The following is a 20,814-nucleotide window of genomic DNA, read 5'->3' on the forward strand; positions in this document are numbered from 1 at the left end:
AATGACGATGAAATTTGTTGGACTTGTAGGCTCAAACGCAGAAACATCTTATAACCGCATGCTGCTGGAATATATTCGTCGGCACTTTAAATTTCAGTTCGAACTAGAACTTTTGGAAATCAAAGATGTTCCAATGTTCAATCAAGACGAGGACCAGTCGGATTCCTTTGCAGTCCGATACCTCTATAATAAAATTACCCGAGCTGATGGTGTCATCATTGCAACACCAGAGCATAATCATACCATCACACCGGCACTTAAGAGCACTTTAGAATGGCTATCTTTCAACCTCCATCCCTTTGAAAACAAACCCGTCATGATTGTCGGAGCTTCCTACTATGATCAAGGAACTTCACGAGCTCAGGTCCATCTGAGAAAAATTTTAGATGCACCTGGTGTCAATGCTTACACCCTACCCGGTAATGAATTTCTCTTGGGCAAGGCAAAAGAAGCCTTTGATGATAATGGTGATATCATCAACCAAGGAACTGTTGATTTTCTTAGTACCTGCTTAGATAACTTTGTTAAATATGTGGAGGTCGTTTCAAAATTGAAAAAACCAAAACCTATCGAACCAGAAGATTTGGATTGTAACCATCCAATTGCAACCACTGTAACCGAAGTTGATCCTGATGATCCAGACTGGGTTGAAAAAGTGGCCGAAATTACTGGTGCTGTCTCGGGTAATACCTATGTCAAGCTTGACCATGGCATCCTAACTGTCGATCAAATCAATATGTTCCTCAAGTCTATGCCTTTTGAATTGACCTATGCGGATGATAACAACCAATTTCTCTACTACAATAATGCTCACCAAGACCCAGAAACCATGTTTGCAAAACGTGTTCCATCACAGTCAGGCAGCCGTTTGTCAACAGTCCACAACAGCCTACCAGCTAATCGAATGAAAAATGTTGAATGGGTTATTGGTACTCTGCGCAATGGCGATCAAGAAGTCGTTCGGACCTTAATTCCTAATCCCAATCCAGCTGTCCTCAATACCCATAATTACCAAGCTATGTACTATGATGACGGTTCTTATGCAGGCATTAATGAAATTGTCTTCAACTTCAAGCCTTGGTTAGACTGGTATCTGGAAACTACTGGTCAACATTTGGCTGGTGGAACAGCCCCAGCTGCCGGACCTGCCAGTGCTGATGCTACTTCCGGTGCATCTTCTTCTAACAGCGGATCCCAACCTGATGCCGATGCTACTTCTGGTGCATCTTCTCACTAAAAACCTTAAAGAATTTGACCAAAAGTCTTGCCAAAGTTAGGGAACTTTGTTAAACTAGAATAGTTATTAAACTATGGCTTAAAAGAGCTATGGCAGAAAGGAAATTTAAAAGAATGAAAAAAGATATCCATCCAGAATACCGTCCAGTCGTATTCCTTGATACAACTACAGGTTACAAGTTCCTTAGTGGTTCAACAAAACCTTCTAAAGAGACTGTTGAATTCGAAGGTGAAACTTACCCATTGGTACGTGTTGAAATTTCTTCAGATTCACATCCATTTTACACTGGACGTCAAAAGTTCACACAAGCAGATGGACGTGTCGATCGCTTCAACAAAAAATACGGCCTCAAATAAGATTGAAAACAGCTCTGATGAGCTGTTTTTTCTCTATCTAAAAAAGAAAACTGAGCTGGAATTATTTTCAGCTCAGTTTTTCGACTTAGGTGTGAACAACGAGATCTTGAGCAATCTCATGTCCTGTCATGTCCTTAGGGTAGTAGGTCGGCCAGTTGTCCATCTCCTTTAAAATCGTATCTTGATCGGAATCGCCCCAAAAGAGATGGAAATGGGCTGCCTTAGTCTCTGAAATATTATGATCACTAAACTGGATGTATTTGAATTCTCCAGCCTTACTATCTTTAGTTTCAAAGAGGTAGCGAACACCACGGTTCCCTTTCTTATAGGTTAAAATCTTATAGCCAACATATTTGTAAGTGTAGGTATGTTTTTTACCATGTTGGGTGAAGGTTACCTGATTTTTCTTACCATTAATAGAGATAGCTTCAACAGCCGTTTTATAACCCTTGGTATAGTAATCTTTGTATTCTTTGGCTGTCATATCCTTGTTGAGTTTGGCCTTATAGTCCCAGACTTGATCCAAGGTACCATCTTGAAGATAAGGATAAACTGACTGCCAACTGCCAGTCCAGTCAGATAACCTGCGATCTGTAACATCGGTATCCTTGAAATAGCCTTTTTGAACAGTCTTTTCAGCTTCCTTTGCTGGGACTTCTTGCCCTTGACTATCTGTTGTCTTCCGCAAATTCTTCAGATTTTGTCGCATGATGGACAAGTAGTCTTGACCACCCTTCATCTCTCCTTCGGTCAAACTTTCGATAGGATTCAAAACCAAGGTTTCAACACCAGCTTCTTTGGCTAAGGTTTCCGAAACAGCTGATGAGGCATTTTCTTCAAAATAAATGTATTTAATGCCGGAATCTTTAACCTGTTGGGATAAATTGGCTAAATGCTGGGCTGATGGTTCACTTTCTGCAGAAATACCATTGATGTGGATTTGGTTGAGGCCATAATCCAATGCTAGGTAAGCAAAAGCAGCATGCTGGGTGATAAAGCTCTTCTGCCTAGCAGCAGAAAGGGCTGAACTGTATTCCTTATCTAAGGCTTCCAGTTTTTTAATATAAGTTGCGGCGTTTTTCTTAAAAATTTTAGCCTTGTTGGGATACTTCTTAGATAGGCTATCACGAATATTTTCTACCAGTTTAATGGACCGTTGTGGTGATAACCATACATGGGGATCAAATTCATGATGATGGCCTTCATGTCCTTCTTCTTTACCTTCTTCTTCGCTTCCAGCCAAGAGAACCATATTACCGGTAGCTCGAATAAAATCAGTCTTATCCTTACCGATGGATTTCTTCACTTTAGGTATCCAGGTTTCCATACTCTCATTATCATAAACGAGAGCATCAGCCTTTTGGATCGTTGCCACATCCTTGGTCGAAGGATCAAAGTCATGAGGCTCCTTACCTGCCTTTATGAGCAAACTAACATGTCCCTGATCTCCTAGGACATTTTTAGTGAATTCATACATGGGGTAGAAAGTGGCCACCACCTCGATATCACCAGACTTCTGTTTCTCATGTTCATTGAACCAGATACCACCGACAATTGCACAAGCTAAAATCAGCAAGATTCCAATTATTGTTATTCTCTTTTTCTTCATATCACTTACCTTCCTTAACTGGTTAATTAAATTGTTTACTGGTTAAGTATATCACAAATAAACAGAAGTGCAAGTCCTTTGTGAAAAAATAACTGACTATTTACAAGTTTTTACCAAATGGCTGGATTATTTTTACTACAACAACGTACGAATTAAAGCAAAACTAAAAGGGACTTGGCCCTGTGTGATACAGAACTAAATCCCTTCAATAATTTCTTGTCCAACTTTTTGGGGTCAGTACAATATTAGACGCTTCCCTCTTTTATACTATTGAACATAGGCTAAAGCACCGAAGAGCTGACTTGAAAAAGAGGAGTTTCAGCCAGCTTTCAACATTATAGAAGTTTTTAACGTCTCTTATCTGTTAGAGTTCATCAGCAATCTTATTGATTCTGCGGAGGCGGTGGTTAACACCACTTTTGGTTAGAGGGATTTCTAGGCTGTCTGCAATCTGCTGGATAGAATAATCAGGATGATCCACTCGAACCTGAGCAACCTGCCGCAATTCTACCGGCAGAATATCCATGCCAACTGTATCCATAATCTTAATAATATTATTGATGGTTTTCATACTAGCTGTTACGGTGCGAGCGATATTAGCAGTTTCTGCATTAGTGGCCCGATTGAGGTCATTTCTAGTCTCTCGCATGATTTTAATCTCTTCAAAAGCATCCTTGGCCTGCATAGCACCAATAACGATGAGAAAATCCATGATATCCTCAGCCTTCTGCAGATAGGTCACCGCGCCATTTTTATGTTCAATGACTTTAGCATCCAGCATGAATTTTTGCATCAGTTGGGCCAAATCCTCAGCGTGGTCCTGATAGACTGAGAAAATTTCCAATTGGTACTTGCCCGATTCAGGATCACGGATAGAACCATTAGCTAAAAAGGCTCCACGCAAATAGGTCCGGCCTGCTTCATCATCGTGGAGAATAGAGTCGGCAATCCCAGTTTCAATACCAAAAAATGAATCTGCTAATTGCAAATCAGAAAGGATAAGGTCAACTTCTTGATCGACAAAAACAGTATAGACACGATTTTTTTTCAAATTGGTCTTTTGATGGTAGCGAATATCCGGTTGAACACCATAGAGGTCTTCCAAAAGCGAATAGATATGGCGGGCGATTTTTGCATTCTCAGTTAGAATGGACAGGGTCAGGCCACTGCTAGTCAATCCCAAATTCCCAGACATTTTAATGAAAGCCGATAGCTGGCTGCGGTCCGCATCCGCTAAGCCCAGCACTTCTTCTTTGACTTGGGTGGTGAAGCTCATCGTTTTCTCCTCTTGGTTAATCGCATCAATTCTTCAACGACCAACTCACCATGGTGGAAGGCTCCGCCATTTTCCAAACGCAAGAAATTGGAAGAAATCACTCGCTTAACCAGCTTCTGCAACCCTTCAAAATCATGGTCAACTTGAACCAGATATTCATCAAACTTATTGGTGTCCATGTAGTCTTTAGGAACAGGTTCAATATTGACTAAAACAGTGTCAATGACATCAGCACCTAAATGACGATTGAGAACTGCCACATGGTCGGCATCCGAAAATTGCTCTGTTTCACCGTACTGAGTCATGATATTGCAAACATAGGCTACTTCTGCCTGTGTTTCTAATAAAGCCTTCTTGATTTCAGGAATGACGAGATTGGGCAGAATGGAGGTAAAGAGTGAACCAGGACCGAGAACAATCATATCACTATCCATAATAGCTTTTACAACTTTACGGCTGGCTGAGGGTTGTTTGGCATTGTAAGTATTGGTAACAAAAACGTGGTCAATCATGCCGTCATAGTCTGCTATGCTAGACTCTCCTACTACCTCATGGCCATCTTGAAAGACAGCATGAAGGGTCAGGGCGTCTTCGCTTGCGGGATAGATTTTGCCCGTGGTATGGAAAAACTTGCTAAGAATCTGCATGGCATTATAGGTTGAGCCCTGCATCTCAGAAATTCCAGCGATGATCAAATTCCCCAGAGGGTGACCCGACAGAGCCCCATCTCCATCATTGAAACGATATTGAAAAATTTTCTCATAGAACTTGGGCATATCGCTCATGGCAACCAAGACATTGCGCAGATCACCAGGCGGAGTCAGCTGCATGGCCGAACGGAGCTCACCTGAGGAACCGCCATCATCAGCTACGGTCACAATGGCTGTGATATCAACATTTTCATGGCGAAGGCTCTTGAGCAAGACTGGAATTCCAGTTCCACCACCAATGACTGTAATCTTGGGTTTTCTCATGAGCGGTTCACCGTTTCCTTCCGTCGGTCCTTATCACGGTGGCTTTCATTGACAGTCCAATCCTGCTTGAGGTCTTGAGCAAGTCGGTGGGCGAAGGCAACACTACGGTGTTGACCCCCTGTACAACCAATAGCAATGGTCAAAATAGCCTTGCCTTCCTTTTGATAGCCCGGCAGGATTGGTTGTATTAGTCTCAAAAGATGACTGTAAAAATCTTCGGATGCCGCATGGTTCATGACGTAGTCAGCTACATTTTGATCTAGTCCCGTTTGATTGCGCAATTCGGGAATATAGTAAGGATTGGGTAGAAAACGTACATCAAAAACGAGGTCAGCATCCAGTGGCAAGCCGTACTTAAAACCAAAACTCATGACTTCAATCCGGAAAGGTGCCGCATCGTTATCTGAGGAGAATTGTTCAGAGATGGTCTTACGCAGTTGGCGTGGAGTTAATTCTGTCGTATCCACTACATTCTGGCTCAGGCTCTTGAGAGGAGCTAGAAGCTCACGTTCCAGCTTGATGCCGTCCATAACTCGACCATCGGCAGCCAGTGGGTGACTGCGGCGGGTTTCCTTGTAGCGAGCCACTAATTCGCCATCTGTTGCATCTAAGAAGAGAATCTTAAAATTAATAGCTGAATTTTTCTCCAATTCATCTAAAATGGAATTGATTTCCTTGAAAAAGAGGCGACTCCGCATATCGACGACAAGAGCCACCTTGTCATTATCCTCACTGTGGCTAACCAATTCCATAAATTTAGGCACTAGGGTTGGTGGCATGTTATCAATGGTAAAATACCCCATATCTTCAAAGGATTGAATGGCGACCGTCTTACCGGCACCACTCATTCCTGTTACAATTACTAAATTAATCGGATTTATCATGAATCTTCTCCCTTCATCGGGCTGGGACAAACAGCCATGATGGCTTCGCTCTCACCCACAAAACATTGTAATCTTTGAAGATTACGTATAAAAAGCTTATCGAGTCCCGTTTTTACTATAATTAAATCTTAAGGCAGCAGTCTGTATGCGATGAAAAGTTTTAGTATTTAGCCCTTTAGCTAGGTAGAGATGCTGCTCTATTCTTATTGAACCAAATGCTAAGCCAAACAGTCAGCGGACCTGATAGCCAAATCCTGAAAATGTAGGAGTAAATAAATGGTCGGAAGTTTTGATTTTCTCCCAAATCCTTCCAATTATTTTAACTAGGAAGTTTTTTTGTGACTAACTGCTCCTTAAGCTCATAATTGGTCTGTTGCAAATTATCCAGCTGTTGGGTAATAGAAGCTAACATTTCAGTTTGCAACTTCTGCACTTCCAAGAGGTCTGATTGGTCTTGTTGAACCAAGTGGTCCATCTTGGTGTGGAGCAGGCGAATGCCTTCCTCAGACTTTTTATTGACATTAAAATCATTTTTGGCTTGGAAGCGATCATAATCAGAAGCTCGGTTCTGGCTCATCATAATCAGGGGAGCTTGAATAGCTGCCAGAGTTGATAGGGCCAGATTGAGCAAAATAAAAGGATAAGCATCAAAATGAATCCCAAAGGGCTGATAAACATTGAGAGCCATCCAGGCTGCCATAAAGAGGGTAAAACTGATAATAAAGGTCCATGAACCACCAAAGCGAGCAACATCATCGGCTATCCGCTGGCCAAAGGTTACCTTGCGGTCCCAAGCCTCGGGTACATCAACAGTCTGGTAGTCCTTATTCTTAGAAACCTGATAAACAGTCTCTCGCACACGGTCATTTTTATCCTGAGCCCGTTCAATCGTTCGGTTGAGAAAGAGCAAGCGGTAATGGAGGAGATCTTTGTTGGAGATAAAATCGCCATCCTCCAAATAAGGATAATCATGTGTAATCAGATGTTTGAGTCGGCCATCAATTTCCGATAAAAAGACCCCTTCTGTCAAGTGATAGGGTTGATGGTTTAAAGCGTCGTAAACGAGCTTATCTTCTGGCATAGCTTGACCTTCTTTCTTTACCAGTTTATTATAGCAAAAATAACCTTTAGAGGACAGGCAACAAGCTTCTACGTGGTTGATAATAGCTCCATAATCGGCAAGTAAGCATGGTTGATTAGGCAATGTCCATCAGGTTAATTCTTTAGCTGGCATGGCAAAGTCAACATTAATCTACCAATAGAACTCAGTAAAAATACTGATAAGATGGGCCATGATAAAATCTGTCGAGACAGACCAGCCTAATTTTCAAAGGTTAAGCTCGGCTAAGAGGCTGTTCCCAAATCAGTCTATTAAAGACCGCTGGTTCTTCAGCGGTCTTTAATCATGTTTTTAATAATCTAGTCTAAATAAGCAATTACTTCAACTTCTACTTTGACATCCTTAGGTAGACGAGCCACTTCGACGCAAGAGCGAGCTGGAAATTCTTCTTTAAAAGCTGTCGCATAGACATCGTTGAAGGCAGCAAAATCATTGATATCACTCAAGAAACAGGTTGTTTTGACCACATGGTCAAAATCAGTCCCGGCTGCTGTCAAGATAGCTCTGATATTTTTAAGGACCTGTTGCGTCTGTGCTTCAATACCGGTTCCAACTACTTGCCCTGTCTCAGGGGAAAGAGGAACCTGACCAGAAGCAAAGAGAAGGTTACCTGCTTGTTTAGCTTGAACGTAAGGGCCTAAGGCCTGGGGAGCATTATCGGTATGGAAGGTTTTCATCTGAATCACACTTTCTTTTAGTCTAGACTTTGTCCCAGTTTATCAACGTCTCGGATAGCCTGAGCAAATTTATCAGCATCAAAAGGTGTATTTTTATATTCATTGGTAGTCAGAGCAACGTCGACAATTTTTGGAATATCGGCCTCTGTCAAGCCCAACTCCTTAAGGGTAGTTGGCAGTCCCAGCTCTCTATTGAATTTCGCTACTCTTACCAGTTCGTCTTGTTCTTGGAAATAGGCATGAAGGACCAAAACACCATAGGAAACAACAACACCATGAAGATATTCCCCCTGCCGTTGAACAGCTGTTGTTCCATTGTAAAAGGCATGTGCATGACAAGAATTGTAATAAAAGTCAGGCTGATTGACTAAGTTTGAAGCGTAACCCGTTGAGACAACGATATCCAAAGCAATTTCTTCAACCGCTTTAGAAGCTTTATTATTTTTAACATCTTCCAGCCCCTGCTTACCATAGTCATAGAAGGCATCCTTGGATGATAGGGCAACGGCATGCCCCAAGGTCGCCGTATGAGGTAGTTCAGCCAAACCGTTTTTCTTAGCCTCTGCTACCGCATGCTCCACTTCCGGAGCCTTAGAAATTCCATCACCAATGCCAGCCCAGAAGTACTTGCTTGGCGCTTCCGCAATAACACGAGTATTGATAAAAATATGCAAAGGTGAGTCTGGGTAACCATAGCGGAGTACAGAGTGATCATCCTTGTAGACAACAGCAATAGCCGTACCGGCTGAACAGTTAGAACAAATAGTCGGGAAGGTAAAAGTTGGCTTATCTAATGCCTTAGAAACCATTTTAGTCGTGTCGATAGCCCGTCCGCCACCGAAACCAAAGAGGGCATCTGCCTTTTGCACATCCGGATTGGCCGCCAACTTATCAATATTAGTTTGGGTTGAATCCACCCCGTAGACAAAACTTCCTGTCACTTTAATGCCAGCCTTGCTTAAAATAGCCCGGACTTCACTCTCTGTCGCAGCCAGTGCTCGTTTCCCTCCAATCAGGGCAACACTTTTAATACCATAAGGTTTGAGAACTGTGGGAATTTCTTGATAGCAGTCTTCTCCATAGCTATAATTAGCCATTACGTTAGTTGTCATTTATTATCCTCCAAATCAATCATTGGTCATCGTCTGATTGGCGGTGACAAGTATCATTTTTAGGGAGTTTCTACGCTCCCACGATATTTCCTATTATAGCAAAATATTCAGAAGATTAAAACGATGCCAATAAAAGAAAATGGCCAAAAAGAACAAAACACTGTTTTTTACCTTGACATACCGTTGAATAGGCTTCGAAAATAAAAATGATAGGCCGTTAATATCAGCTTGCTGCACTTTTAGTTTGTTCATCACCAATTGAAGACATTGAAGCTCTTTGAAATTTGAAAAAAGATAAGCCACCTGAAAAATGTTAATTTTTCAGGTGGCTTTCTACTTCTTCTTCAAGTTGTTTAGCACTCTAGTATTTTACGGTATAAAGAAGATTCAGTCATGATACTGAATTTTCAGAGTTAGTGAGGAACCTAACTAAACCACAAGCACTTAGTTCTGCTCTTTCGTTACGGTTTGATCCGATGGAGCATCCGTGGGAAGGGGATAGCTTCACGAATGTGTTTGGTGCCTGCTACGAAGGTCACCATCCGTTCGATACCGATACCGAAACCACCATGGGGCACGGAACCGTATTTACGTAAGTCAAGATAAAAGTCATACTCTGACTTGTCCATTTCCAACTCATCCATTTTAGCGACGAGAGCATCATAGTCATCTTCACGCATGGAACCCCCAATGATCTCACCGTAGCCTTCTGGGGCCAAAAGATCGGCACAGAGGACGCGGTCTGGATTGCCAGGTACGGGCTTCATGTAAAAGGCTTTGAAACTGGCTGGATAGTTGACTACAAAGGTTGGCACACCAAAGTAGTTTGAAATCCAAGTTTCATGTGGTGACCCAAAATCATCACCATGCTCTAGGTGTTCATAGTCGGTATCCGCATCATTTTCATGTTCTTGCAAAAGGTCAATGGCATCGTCATAAGAGACGCGTTTGAAAGGCTTGTCAATATAGCTCTTAAGCAGATCAACATCACGTTCCAAGATTTCCAAAGCTTGCGGAGCACGGTCAAGAACGCCTTGGATCAAAGCTTTAACATAGGCTTCTTGAAGATCAAGTGATTCCTCATGGTTGAGGAAGGAATATTCTGCATCCATCATCCAGAACTCAGTCAAGTGGCGGCGAGTCTTAGATTTTTCAGCTCGAAAAACGGGACCAAAGTCAAAGACGCGGCCAAGAGCCATAGCACCCGCTTCAAGGTAAAGCTGACCAGATTGACTTAAGTAGGCTGGAGTACCAAAGTAGTCCGTTTCAAATAATTCAGTTGAATCTTCAGCAGCATTGCCTGACAGAATCGGGCTGTCAAACTTGATGAAGCCATTCTTATCAAAGAAATCGTAAGTCGCATAAATAATGGCGTTACGGATTTGCATAATGGCCATTTGTTTACGTGAGCGTAACCAAAGGTGACGATTATCCATGAGGAAGTCTGTCCCGTGTTCTTTTGGTGTGATGGGATAGTCTTTTGATTCACCAATTACTTCGATATCCGTGATATCCAGTTCATAGCCAAATTTTGAACGCTCGTCTTCTTTGACAATACCAGTCACATAGACAGAGGTTTCTTGGCTCAAGTGTTTGATAGTATCGAATTTTTCGAGACCTACTTCTTCACCGTATTTTTCGATGAAGTTTGGCTTGAAAGCGACACCTTGGAAAAAGGCAGTTCCATCACGGAGTTGGAGGAAGGCAATCTTTCCTTTACCAGATTTGTTGGCAACCCAGCTGCCGATGGTAACTTCTTTTCCAACATGTTTTGGTACATCACTAATGCTTACTAAATCTTTAGTCATTAAATTCATTTCTCTTTTCTTTTATTATCTTTACTTTATTATATTTTCTAGCCAAAAATTTACTCTTCCTTATGGCAGACAGCTTCAATATTATTTCCATCTGGATCTATCAAAAAGTTGCATAGTAATTAGGATGGTAATGCGAGCGCAATCCTGGGGCACTATTGTCCTGACCACCAGCAGCTAAACCCGCCTGGAAAAAGGCATCTACCTCCGCATGCGTCTTTGCATTAAAAGCAAAGTGTTATGGGCTTTTGCTGAGCAACTCCCAACCAGAAGTCTCCTCCTGGATCAGTACTACGAGTTTCTCCAAAACTAGCCGCATACTCATTATCAAATCGCAATTCGTAACCAAGTGGCGCCAACGTTTTTTGATAAAATTGCTTTGAAGCTTGTAAATCCGTTACTTGAATCCCAAAATGATCAATCATTTTTATTTCTCCATAAATGCCTTAATTCGGCGAACAGCTTCCTTGAGCGTATCCAAATCGGCTGCATAGCTGAGGCGGACATTGTAAGGTGCCCCAAAACCGGCACCCGTTACTAGGGCAACACCCGTTTCTTCCAAGATAGCAGTGGTAAAGTCGGTCACATCATCGTAGCCCTTCATTTTCATCGCTTCCTTAATATTTGGGAAGAGATAGAAGGCCCCTTGTGGCTTGACCGTTTTGAAACCAGGAATTTCATTGAGCAGGGGATGGATCGTATTAAGCCTTTCCTCGAAGGCCTGCCGCATGTTTTCAACCGTGGACTGATCCCCTGTAAAAGCTTCAATAGCTGCATATTGGGAAACTGTCGTAAGATTAGAGGTCGTCTGACTGATAATTTTACCCATAGCTCCGATAATCTCTGGGTTGCCAACGGCAAAGCCAACCCGCCAACCTGTCATGGCATAAGATTTGGCAGCTCCATTGATTACAATAGTCTGCTGTCTGATAGCCTGAGACAAGGTTGAAATCGGTGTAAATTCAGCCCCATTGTAGACCAAACGTCCGTAGATATCATCAGCTAAAATCAGGATATCGTGTTGGACAGCCCAATCGCCAATAGCCTGTAATTCATCAGCTTCATAAATCATCCCCGTTGGATTGGATGGACTGTTGAGAAGAAAGACCTTGGTTTTATCTGTTCTAGCAGCCTCTAGCTGATCAACAGTCACCTTGAAATTATTTTCTTCCTTAGCTGGAACAAAGACAGATTGACCTTGGGCGACCTTGACTTGGTCAGCATAAGATACCCAATAAGGTGTCGGAATAATAACTTCATCACCTGGATTAAGGACTGCCATGAAGAAGGCATAGAGAATAAATTTTGCCCCCGTTCCTGCTACAATCTGGTTGGTCTCAACTGAATAACCGTAGAATTTTTCCATATAGGTATTGATAGCAGCCTTAAGCTCAGGCAAACCAGAAGCAACTGTATAAAAGGAAGCCCGACCACTCTCAATAGCCTTAATGGCAGCTTCTTGGATATTCTTGGGCGTTACAAAATCAGGCTGTCCTAAAGTCAGACTGAGAATATCACGTCCTTGTGACTTGAGTTCTTTAGCACGCGCTCCCGCAGCTAGGGTGATACTTTCTTCCATTTCTAAAACACGATTTGACAAATAGGTCATAGTCCCTCCCTTTTTATAAGATCGCCGGTTTCAAAATTAACAAGATAATAGGCACCACCAGAACGAACCTCCCAAACTGGGACACCCTCAGCCATGCCAAAGGTTGTCTTTTGAATGGTTTCAGCACCATTAGATTTAGCTACTCTTTGGGCATCCTTAGAACTGATACCCTGATCAGCATGATAAACATAAACTTGACCAGAATGCTTTTTATTGATGGTTACCATAATCTTTTGTCCAGATTCATCCTGACCAAATACTGTATAAAAAACTTCCTTGCCATTGTACTGCTGGACGGTACTAATGGAGCTGAAATCTGCATACTGCCTTGCTGTTTTAATCGCCTCAGTCTTCATTTCTTTTTGGGGTTTAGTGGCTCCGATAAAGAAACTAATGGCTCCGGCAAGGGCTAAGGCCAAGATTAACAAGACGCTGATAAAATACCGCCAAAAATGCCTCTTTTTAGGCTCTTCCATACGATCAACCTTCTAATACATTAATAAAACTTATTATATCAAATATTTTTGAAAAAATGAGCCAATTCTGGCAATATTCTTACAAATTTTCTCTCCGACACAGGAAATCTTTGGGCAAGAGTATCATAAATTAAGCGACCGTAACCTTTCGTCAAGATTCGCTTATCTAAAATAACTACTGCTGACTTTTGAGACTGACGCCGCTTGCTCCGGCCAATAGCCTGCATAAGCCGCAAGATAGTCACCGGTAGGCTATAATCATAGAATGGATGTTTACCATCTTGGACCAACTGACGATTGAGTTTTTTTGTAAAGGGGTCTTCAGGATTATCAAAGGGAAGACGGGTGACAACTTCAATCAGATTGTCCTGATTATTAAAATCTACCCCTTCCCAGAAAGAGCCTGTCCCTAGGAGGATACTTGCTTCCCCCTTATCAAACCGTCGTTTGACATTGGCGGCTAGACCATTCTTGTGCTGGCAGAGGTGGGATAAATCTACTTCATCCAGTTTTTCAGAGACATCAAACATGGGCTTTTTAGCATTAAAGAGCACCAGAATGGGTTTGTTCAGTTGGCTCAACCCTATCAAACGGCTAGCAATTTCTTGGGCATAGTCCTGAGCGGACAAGTCAGGAATAGCTGGCATAGAGCTATCCAACCAGATTTCTTGTCCCATCTGGCGTTCTTGAGCTAATCGCTGATAATCGTAAACCTTAAAGCCTAGCAGATCAGGCAGGGAAACCTGCTCGCTAATATCCAGACTGGCTGAAACAAAATAAGTTTTGGCCGTCTCTGGCAGAAAATCCTTGAGATTCATAAAATCCAGGCGAGCACTATTCAGCTTAGTGATACGATGTTCTTGAGACCAATCCTGACTGAGCCAAAAATCAGAAAAAACAGGGGCAAACAGCTCCTTAAGTTCAAACAAGTCAGGCTCATCTAGCTCCAACAAATCTTGTCGAATTTTTTCAACCTGACAGTCTGGAATAGTTAGCTGCCTATTCTGATAAAATTGCTGGTTTAAATTGGACAATTCATACTGGAGGCTCTCCAGAATTCGACCTTGAAGATGATTGTTTGGATGCTCCAAGGCCTCATGCAAGTGTTTCATAACCTGATTGAGATTAACCTGCCGTCTGGAGAATTGCTCCATATTGAGAAAGAGTTTTTGGGCCTCATCAACCACTAGCACCTGCCCCTTGACAAAGTCCTTGTCATCTTCAACCCTAGTCAGGAAATAAGCATGGTTGGTAATGATAACCCGTGCTTGCTTAGCACGGTCATAGGAAAGCTTCCAGAAATCACAGTCCCAAAAAGGGGACTTTTTGCTAAGATGACCATCGTGACGAATTTGGTCAAAGTAGGCTTCAAAACGCTGTTTCTGCTTGATTTCATCAAGATCTCCCGTCTGGGTTTGTGTCAACCAAACTAGGAGTTGCATCTTGTACCGATTGATCAATCGGTTGCTATCATCCTTTGCCAAACTTCCAGCGAAAGCATCTAATTTGATGTAATTCCGCGGACTCTTGAGACTGTGCAGATTGACATGAAAAACCTGAGCCAGCTGCTGTCCTTCTTGCTCCATGATTTGATCCTGCAAAACCTTGGTCGGTACTGTCACAATGATTTTTTCATTCCTAACCTTGGTCAAAAGGGGCAACAAATAGCCGTAAGTTTTTCCCAACCCAGCTTGAGCCTGAATAAAAAGAGGTTTAGGTCGCTCATAATTATCGGTGATTGCCTGAGCAAAAGTTGCCTGAGCTGGCCTATCTTCCAAATCCAAGAGAGCCAAATTAGTCGCAAAATCCGCTGATAACTGCCGTTCCTGCAGTAAGGGAACTACTTCACTTACAAGTAGATTATTAATGTCACGAAAACCCTTGGGGATTTCGGCTGCCATTCCAACGTAGACTTCATCAATTACCAGACGAGATTCATACAGCAAATGGTCCGCAAAATCCAAAATCCGCTCAACCGTCAAGCGAGGTAAACTAGCAATTTTCTCCTGAATCTTGAGCAGAAGTTGAGCGGTAGCATAGGCATCGGTTATGGCCGTGTGGGCCTGTTCCAAATTCAACTCTAAATGCCAGGCCAAATCCGACAGACGATAACGCTCCAGAGTAGGGAAGAAAACCTGTGATAATTCCACCGTATCTACTCTAGGAGTCCGCAATTCATAACCTTCTAAAAAGAGTTGTTCCGCCAAGAGATTAGCATCAAATTTCACATTGTGGGCTACAAAGACACAGTCCTTAATCAGGTCAAAAATTTCTCCAGCCACCTGAGAAAAATCGGGAGCTTTAGCCAGCTGCTGGTCTGTAATTCCTGTCAGCTCAATAATATGATTGGTCAGGTACTCGTGAGGATTGACATCGGTCTCATAGGTCTGGACGATTTGACCTTGCTCAACAATGACAATCCCAACCTGAATAATCTGAGCCGTCGTCGAAGCGCTGGTGGCTTCTAAGTCAACCACGGCATATTTTCGTCCAAGCTTCTTGTCAGTCATAGTGCTTCTATTATAGCATGAATGAGGGGTGGAAAGAAGTCGCAAATCTAAGATACCCATATAGAGCCACTCTACAAGGCAATTTAGAGCAGCTTTAGTAATTTAAAAATTCTGATATGATTACCTTCATAATTACTCTCAGAAAAATATTAAAAATTTAAAACACTTTTAAAACCTTCAGTAAAAAGCCTTGACCATACCAATCTAATCCAGACGCAGCTGTATCGCTAGACACTAGATAAGCTGAGGAGCAAAATCTAAAAGCAACTGTGCCTGGGCAGCCCTTCCATGGGCTAGGGCACAACATTAGATCTTGTCCGGTTCTTTGAATATTAGACTTGTTCGGTAACCAAAATTGGTACGGCTGAACTCATGGAAAACTACGTGCGAAAAGCCCTAAAACTTTACTCAGAATATTTAAAATGATTAAGCTGAGTTGATTTGTCGCATTATTAATTATGCAATACCTTAGTTTTCGAACAAGTCTATTCTTAACCAACCTGATGTATTGTTCACAAAATTACCAAAATCTTTCAAACCAGCTTGATTTCTTCTGTTTTTTTCGTTAAGGTAATAGATAATTGAGATTTGGCCTCAAATCAGACCAAATCCTGAATTCAAATAGATTGGAGGGGACTCATGAAAACCCTACTCGATAAACTTAAATGGATTGGCCTAGCCTTTGCTTTCTTATTCCTTGACTTTCTGGCTCAAACCTTGTTTTTGGCCCACAAGCAACTGTCACATACAGGACCTGCCTTGATAGCTAGTCTGGGGTTAACTGCTGTTGCGGTTCTGGCTTGGTTGAGCTTACGGCTTTTAAAAGAGCCCATGACCTTAAAAAAAATTAAGTGGGACATGTACGCCCTCTATGTTGGTATTGGCACGGTTATCCTCTTTGTTATCAAAATAATCGGAGGCATTATTCACCAGCTGATGACCCACACAACCACCTCAGCCAATCAGGCAGCCATTGATAGTCTCGGGATGCCAATCTACCTCTACTTCATCTTTGCAGTAGTCTTCGCTCCTATTTTTGAGGAGATTATTTTCCGCAAGTGCCTTTTTGAAAAACTCTTTGGCTTTGGTCGCTGGAAATGGCTGGGATTAATCGTAACCAGCTTTCTCTTTGGCCTACTGCATCTATGGTCCTCTCTTGACAATCTGATGTCCCTAGGACTCTGGATTACCTACGCAGGTATGGGGCTGGTCATTGGCTTTACCACCATGATGAATAAGCGTATTGAATTTGGTTATAGCATTCATGTCATTAACAATGCCATTGCCGTCTTCTTTATCCTGCTCATGCAAATCGTTCAATAATTATACTGAAAAGCGGCCTCCTAAGCCAGAGAGGTCGCTTTTACTGTAAAATTAGTGGAACTGCATACCACCATCAACGATAATGGTTTAGCCTGTAACATAGGCAAAATCTGGACCTGCAAGGAAGGCTACAGCATTGTTGACGGAGATGTTCAAATGACCAAAACGTTCAATGACTTTTGTCGATAGTTACTCCTACTTGGACTTGTTTAAGTATAGTTGCTACTGATACAAAGGTTCTTTCCTCAGAAGTTTCTCAACTGGGTCTCTGGGACTTTAGCTGTGCCTTTATTATACTAGGAGCAATCTTAAATACGCCTCGTGAAAGCAGACATTCAGCAATAGCAAAACCTATTCTTGATCGGCATCAGCCATAGCAGCAATGTTGGTTATCAAATAATAGACTTGTTCAAAAGCTAAGGCATTTTATAATTGATAAGGCCACAATCAACTCAGCTTAATCATTTTAAATGTTCTGAGTAAAGTTTTAGGGCTTTTCGTATGCAGTTTTCATGAAATTAGCATAGCAGTTTTGGTTACCGAACAAGTCTAATCTCTAAAAAATACTGGGCTTATAGTGATTTTGGGCTGTTTCAGCCAGAAAAGCTTTGCATTTTCGATAAGTTTTGTCTTTCTCTGATTGTTTAATTTTATTTGGTTTCTTAGTTTTCTATATGCTATAATAAAAACAGTTATGAGACAGAGGAAAACAATGAAGCGAACGAAACTCAACAATTACTATCTAGAAATGGAAGAACATTACCTGCATGTTCCCTACTATGATGAAGAGCGCCGTATTCGAGTGCTTCTGCCTAAAGATTATGCCAAGGAAGACTGGGCCAGCTATCCCGTACTCTATATGCACGATGGTCAAAATATTTTTTACAGCAAGGAGTCCTTCTCCGGTTACTCTTGGAAAATTATCCCAACTATCAAGAGTCACAAAGAGTTACCTAAGGTCATTGTTGTAGGAATTGACAATGCTGAGGACAACCGGCTCAATGAATATGCCCCTTGGATGACAGATGTTGGAACCACGCCTGAAACTGCCAGTGTCGGCGGAGATGGCATGGCTTACGGAGATTGGGTAGTCAACACTGTTAAACCTTTTATTGATAAAACCTATCGTACTAAATCAGATCCTGAGCATACCCTGCTAGCCGGCTCATCCATGGGAGGTATTATCACTGCTTATATGGGAGCGGCCTATCCGGATGTTTTTGGTGGCTTGGGAGTCTTCTCACTGGCTTCGTGGTTCAGTGAACGTGATTTTTTGCGTTACTGCAATAGTCACCCATTGAAAAAGGATACCAAGGTTTATATTCAAGTGGGCACCAAGGAAGGCGATGAGGTTGATGAACAGTTCGCTCCTAATATGAATCAAGCCTATATCGACTGCAGCCTTCACTACTATCAATCTCTGCTCAAATCAAGAACGCCTATGGAGCATATCCAGCTAAGAGTTATGGCCAATGAAATCCATCACGAAAAACATTGGGCTGACCACTTCCTTGAATTTTTACAGTTTACGCTAAAAGAATAAAAGATAAGGTTGGAAAAGTATTCCAGCCTTATCTTTTTTGCAGTAATAACCGTTTGACGCAATGGTTGGGAGTAAGACTTGTTGGCTATGCCAAGAAGTTTTACCCCTGCACAATTCATTAGGTGCTTTAGCACCAATGAACTACTGCTGATTGGAGGTCTTAAATCCTTTCTCCGCAATGTTCGCGGATATCCTAATCAACTATGCGGGGGGTGAGAACACGACCCAAAATTTTCAATCTTTTGGGTCTTTCCCACTCCCATCTTTTATGTATAACTAAATCCTTCCGTCTTCTTCTAATTTTCCTAAGAAGTATGGCATCTGCAAGCGCCACCACGGCCAATCATGAGCAACATCATTGCCCCAGTAATCGAACCAGCCGGGAATGGACTTGGATGAAAAAGCTTCTTCCAAGCGCATGGTATCAACGATATGAGGAGCTTCCCAATCACCTTGACCAACTGAAACGATATAGGCATTCTGCCGATAACGATCCAAAAACCAAGAGTCTTCCTGATTCCAGAGATAATCTAAAGGTGAATTATAATAAACAGCTGGATCGCCATAGTACTCTCCTGTAAAGAAACGGGCATCATAAACACCGGACTGAGCTACAGCTACATCAAAGAGATCCGGATGTCGCAAGGCAAAGTTGATGGTATGGAAGGCCCCCATGGAGCAACCCGTTGCCATCATGCCCCCTGCCCAATTAGATTCATAGCGAATCAGAGGTACCAGTTCATTAACGATATAACGATCATAGGCTTCATGGGCCAAAGCCATATCATGGGCTGATTTTCCTTCACAGAGCCAAGATTCATTATCAAAAGAATCTGGTGTATAGAATTTAACCAAGCCACGGTCAATAAAGTCCTGACAGGCTTCGATCATACCAAAATCGCCGTATTCATCCTGACTGCCGCCCGATGAAGGAAAAACAACAACTGGTTTACCAGCATGACCATAGACATTAAAATACATCTCACGGCCAAGTTCACCCGACCACTGACTTCTTCTTTCAAAATGCATAACTTACTCTAACAGGGGATAATAAGGACCCCTGCCGTTTCCTTTCTAAAAATCTCAAACCTTAGCTTGAGCATAACTGACTAATTCTCTGAGCTCATCCATAGTTTGGGTTCTAGCTAGGATACCAACTTCTCCCATGATTTGAGCGAAGACGCCTGGAACAGACTGGATCAAAATAATCTTATCACCAAAGTGAGCTTGAATATCTTCTAAGCTATGAGCATAATTACGATTGGCCTTACGAGAGATATAAACCACATTATAACGATGCTGAACATCGGCGGTAAATTGATTGTCCCGTACAATCTTGGCATACTGGTCAAAGATATCAAAATCATCTGCATAGTTCCACATATCAATAGTCAAGCCACCTGGTGGACGGCAGTTGATTTCAAGAGCCATAAGGTCTTTGGTTTTCTTAACGCGGAAGAATTCAAAGTGGAAGAAACGTTCTTTTACGTTGAAAGCCTTGACACACTGTTTTCCTAGCTCAATCAACTCTGGTGAAAATTCCCTAGGGATATAGTAGAACATGTCATTATCATGGTCTAAGGTATCCAAAACAGCCTCAGAATATTCCAAGCCAGAGTAAAAGACGATGTTACCATCATGGTCAGTCAAGCCATCAAAGGTGATGATATCACCATCAATAAACTCTTCCATGATGTACTCAACATCAGGCGTCTGATGGCCCAAGAAATCCTCCAGTTCAGCTTGTGACTTAATCTTATAGGTGTCAGAAGCTCCTACTCCTGAATTAGGCTTGATAATAACTGGGAAGCCCAGTTCTTTAGCCAAGTTGCGTGCCTCATCATCACTATGGAAAACCTCTCCACGGGCAACCTTGATACCAGTTTGGCGGAAAATTTCCTTCATCTGCCGTTTGGTCTTAATGGACAGCATATCATCATTTTTATAACCAAAAACATTAAAGTCTGTCCGCAAATGGGCATCTAACTCCAGCCAATATTCATTGTGGGATTCGATGCGATCAATACGACCATACTTATGGGCAAAGTAGGCTACTGCTCGGTAGACTTGATCGTAATCTTCCATATTATCCACACGGTAATACTCGGTTAAAGCAGTCTTCAAGCTGTCACTCAGTTCCTCATAAGGGGTATCCGCAATTCCCAAAGTGTTAAAACCATTAGCCCTTAGGCGATGGGCAAAAGGTTCAAAGTTCGTTGGGAAATGAGGGGAAATCATTACAAAATTTAAGGGTCTTGTCATTTGAGCCTCCTCTATTATCGTTACCCTTATTC

17 protein-coding genes and 1 pseudogene are annotated in these 20,814 nt (G+C 42.1%); 4 read left to right on the forward strand and 14 right to left on the reverse strand.

What is annotated here, in order from left to right; all coding sequences use genetic code 11:
* Positions 1 to 7: 7 nt before the first annotated feature.
* Both STRCR_RS09385 and STRCR_RS09390 read left to right on the forward strand, forming a co-directional pair.
* Positions 8 to 1,237 carry an NAD(P)H-dependent oxidoreductase gene (locus STRCR_RS09385; RefSeq protein WP_040805047.1) on the forward strand — a complete coding sequence of 410 codons (1,230 nt, stop codon included), beginning with the start codon at positions 8 to 10 and terminating at the stop codon, positions 1,235 to 1,237.
* A gap of 113 nt (positions 1,238 to 1,350) precedes the next feature.
* Positions 1,351 to 1,593 (forward strand): type B 50S ribosomal protein L31, encoded by a 243-nt coding sequence (locus STRCR_RS09390; protein WP_004229899.1) that lies wholly within the window; start codon positions 1,351 to 1,353, stop codon positions 1,591 to 1,593.
* Positions 1,594 to 1,678: 85 nt separating this feature from the next.
* Here the strand turns inward: STRCR_RS09390 and STRCR_RS09395 are convergent, their stop codons facing one another.
* From STRCR_RS09395 to STRCR_RS09450, 12 genes and pseudogenes are all read right to left on the reverse strand, one after another.
* Positions 1,679 to 3,202 (reverse strand): zinc ABC transporter substrate-binding protein AdcA, encoded by a 1,524-nt coding sequence (locus STRCR_RS09395; protein ID WP_004225401.1) that lies wholly within the window; start codon positions 3,200 to 3,202, stop codon positions 1,679 to 1,681.
* 364 nt (positions 3,203 to 3,566) lie between these two features.
* The gene (gene whiA, locus STRCR_RS09400; RefSeq protein WP_004229060.1) at positions 3,567 to 4,478 is read right to left on the reverse strand and encodes a DNA-binding protein WhiA; all 912 of its coding nucleotides are present in this window, start codon (positions 4,476 to 4,478) and stop codon (positions 3,567 to 3,569) included.
* Positions 4,475 to 5,452 (reverse strand): YvcK family protein, encoded by a 978-nt coding sequence (locus tag STRCR_RS09405; RefSeq protein WP_004228394.1) that lies wholly within the window; start codon positions 5,450 to 5,452, stop codon positions 4,475 to 4,477. The genes whiA and STRCR_RS09405 overlap by 4 nt, the downstream gene beginning before the upstream one ends.
* Positions 5,449 to 6,336, reverse strand: a complete 888-nt coding sequence (rapZ, locus tag STRCR_RS09410) for an RNase adapter RapZ (RefSeq protein WP_004229490.1) — start codon at positions 6,334 to 6,336, stop codon at positions 5,449 to 5,451. Before rapZ ends, STRCR_RS09405 begins: the two co-directional genes overlap by 4 nt.
* A gap of 319 nt (positions 6,337 to 6,655) precedes the next feature.
* Positions 6,656 to 7,417, reverse strand: coding sequence for a DUF1003 domain-containing protein (locus STRCR_RS09415; protein WP_004225139.1), 762 nt, complete (start codon positions 7,415 to 7,417; stop codon positions 6,656 to 6,658).
* A gap of 338 nt (positions 7,418 to 7,755) precedes the next feature.
* Entirely contained in the window at positions 7,756 to 8,133 is a 378-nt protein-coding gene (locus tag STRCR_RS09420; RefSeq protein WP_004226588.1) for a RidA family protein, read from the reverse strand.
* Between the two features lie 17 nt (positions 8,134 to 8,150).
* The gene (locus tag STRCR_RS09425; protein ID WP_004226233.1) at positions 8,151 to 9,245 is read right to left on the reverse strand and encodes an iron-containing alcohol dehydrogenase family protein; all 1,095 of its coding nucleotides are present in this window, start codon (positions 9,243 to 9,245) and stop codon (positions 8,151 to 8,153) included.
* 461 nt (positions 9,246 to 9,706) lie between these two features.
* On the reverse strand, positions 9,707 to 11,053 hold the full coding sequence (gene asnS / locus STRCR_RS09430) for an asparagine--tRNA ligase (protein ID WP_004227027.1): 1,347 nt from the start codon (positions 11,051 to 11,053) through the stop codon (positions 9,707 to 9,709).
* A 59-nt stretch (positions 11,054 to 11,112) separates the two neighbouring features.
* Positions 11,113 to 11,484 (reverse strand): annotated as a pseudogene (locus tag STRCR_RS09435) (VOC family protein).
* Positions 11,485 to 11,486: 2 nt separating this feature from the next.
* On the reverse strand, positions 11,487 to 12,668 hold the full coding sequence (locus STRCR_RS09440; protein ID WP_004229379.1) for a pyridoxal phosphate-dependent aminotransferase: 1,182 nt from the start codon (positions 12,666 to 12,668) through the stop codon (positions 11,487 to 11,489).
* Positions 12,665 to 13,144: a cell wall elongation regulator TseB-like domain-containing protein gene (locus STRCR_RS09445; protein ID WP_004229164.1), complete on the reverse strand. Its 480-nt coding sequence runs from the start codon at positions 13,142 to 13,144 to the stop codon at positions 12,665 to 12,667. Before STRCR_RS09445 ends, STRCR_RS09440 begins: the two co-directional genes overlap by 4 nt.
* 38 nt (positions 13,145 to 13,182) lie before the next feature.
* Positions 13,183 to 15,654: a bifunctional DnaQ family exonuclease/ATP-dependent helicase gene (locus STRCR_RS09450; RefSeq protein WP_004225602.1), complete on the reverse strand. Its 2,472-nt coding sequence runs from the start codon at positions 15,652 to 15,654 to the stop codon at positions 13,183 to 13,185.
* Between the two features lie 639 nt (positions 15,655 to 16,293).
* On the opposite strand from STRCR_RS09450, the gene STRCR_RS09455 reads away from it, so the two are divergent.
* Both STRCR_RS09455 and STRCR_RS09460 read left to right on the forward strand, forming a co-directional pair.
* Complete coding sequence (locus tag STRCR_RS09455; RefSeq protein WP_004228904.1) at positions 16,294 to 16,977, forward strand: CPBP family intramembrane glutamic endopeptidase; 684 nt, start codon at positions 16,294 to 16,296, stop codon at positions 16,975 to 16,977.
* 712 nt (positions 16,978 to 17,689) lie between these two features.
* Positions 17,690 to 18,520 carry an alpha/beta hydrolase gene (locus tag STRCR_RS09460; RefSeq protein WP_004228933.1) on the forward strand — a complete coding sequence of 277 codons (831 nt, stop codon included), beginning with the start codon at positions 17,690 to 17,692 and terminating at the stop codon, positions 18,518 to 18,520.
* Between the two features lie 276 nt (positions 18,521 to 18,796).
* On the opposite strand, the gene STRCR_RS09465 is transcribed toward STRCR_RS09460, so the two are convergent.
* Together STRCR_RS09465 and STRCR_RS09470 are read right to left on the reverse strand one after the other, a co-directional pair.
* Positions 18,797 to 19,549 carry an esterase family protein gene (locus tag STRCR_RS09465; RefSeq protein ID WP_004229985.1) on the reverse strand — a complete coding sequence of 251 codons (753 nt, stop codon included), beginning with the start codon at positions 19,547 to 19,549 and terminating at the stop codon, positions 18,797 to 18,799.
* 54 nt (positions 19,550 to 19,603) lie between these two features.
* Complete coding sequence (locus STRCR_RS09470; protein ID WP_003048871.1) at positions 19,604 to 20,782, reverse strand: ATP-grasp domain-containing protein; 1,179 nt, start codon at positions 20,780 to 20,782, stop codon at positions 19,604 to 19,606.
* Between the last annotated feature and the right edge of the window lie 32 nt (positions 20,783 to 20,814).

Origin of the sequence: Streptococcus criceti HS-6 (genome assembly GCF_000187975.2) — a bacterium.
Lineage (GTDB): Bacteria > Bacillota > Bacilli > Lactobacillales > Streptococcaceae > Streptococcus > Streptococcus criceti.

Coding starts and splice junctions, on each gene's coding strand:
- STRCR_RS09385 (WP_040805047.1), top strand. CDS start 8: ATGAAATTTGTTGGACTTGTAGGCTCAAACGCAGAAACATCTTATAAC.
- STRCR_RS09390 (WP_004229899.1), top strand. CDS start 1,351: ATGAAAAAAGATATCCATCCAGAATACCGTCCAGTCGTATTCCTTGAT.
- STRCR_RS09395 (WP_004225401.1), bottom strand. CDS start 3,202: ATGAAGAAAAAGAGAATAACAATAATTGGAATCTTGCTGATTTTAGCT.
- whiA (WP_004229060.1), bottom strand. CDS start 4,478: ATGAGCTTCACCACCCAAGTCAAAGAAGAAGTGCTGGGCTTAGCGGAT.
- STRCR_RS09405 (WP_004228394.1), bottom strand. CDS start 5,452: ATGAGAAAACCCAAGATTACAGTCATTGGTGGTGGAACTGGAATTCCA.
- rapZ (WP_004229490.1), bottom strand. CDS start 6,336: ATGATAAATCCGATTAATTTAGTAATTGTAACAGGAATGAGTGGTGCC.
- STRCR_RS09415 (WP_004225139.1), bottom strand. CDS start 7,417: ATGCCAGAAGATAAGCTCGTTTACGACGCTTTAAACCATCAACCCTAT.
- STRCR_RS09420 (WP_004226588.1), bottom strand. CDS start 8,133: ATGAAAACCTTCCATACCGATAATGCTCCCCAGGCCTTAGGCCCTTAC.
- STRCR_RS09425 (WP_004226233.1), bottom strand. CDS start 9,245: ATGACAACTAACGTAATGGCTAATTATAGCTATGGAGAAGACTGCTAT.
- asnS (WP_004227027.1), bottom strand. CDS start 11,053: ATGACTAAAGATTTAGTAAGCATTAGTGATGTACCAAAACATGTTGGA.
- STRCR_RS09440 (WP_004229379.1), bottom strand. CDS start 12,668: ATGACCTATTTGTCAAATCGTGTTTTAGAAATGGAAGAAAGTATCACC.
- STRCR_RS09445 (WP_004229164.1), bottom strand. CDS start 13,144: ATGGAAGAGCCTAAAAAGAGGCATTTTTGGCGGTATTTTATCAGCGTC.
- STRCR_RS09450 (WP_004225602.1), bottom strand. CDS start 15,654: ATGACTGACAAGAAGCTTGGACGAAAATATGCCGTGGTTGACTTAGAA.
- STRCR_RS09455 (WP_004228904.1), top strand. CDS start 16,294: ATGAAAACCCTACTCGATAAACTTAAATGGATTGGCCTAGCCTTTGCT.
- STRCR_RS09460 (WP_004228933.1), top strand. CDS start 17,690: ATGAAGCGAACGAAACTCAACAATTACTATCTAGAAATGGAAGAACAT.
- STRCR_RS09465 (WP_004229985.1), bottom strand. CDS start 19,549: ATGCATTTTGAAAGAAGAAGTCAGTGGTCGGGTGAACTTGGCCGTGAG.
- STRCR_RS09470 (WP_003048871.1), bottom strand. CDS start 20,782: ATGACAAGACCCTTAAATTTTGTAATGATTTCCCCTCATTTCCCAACG.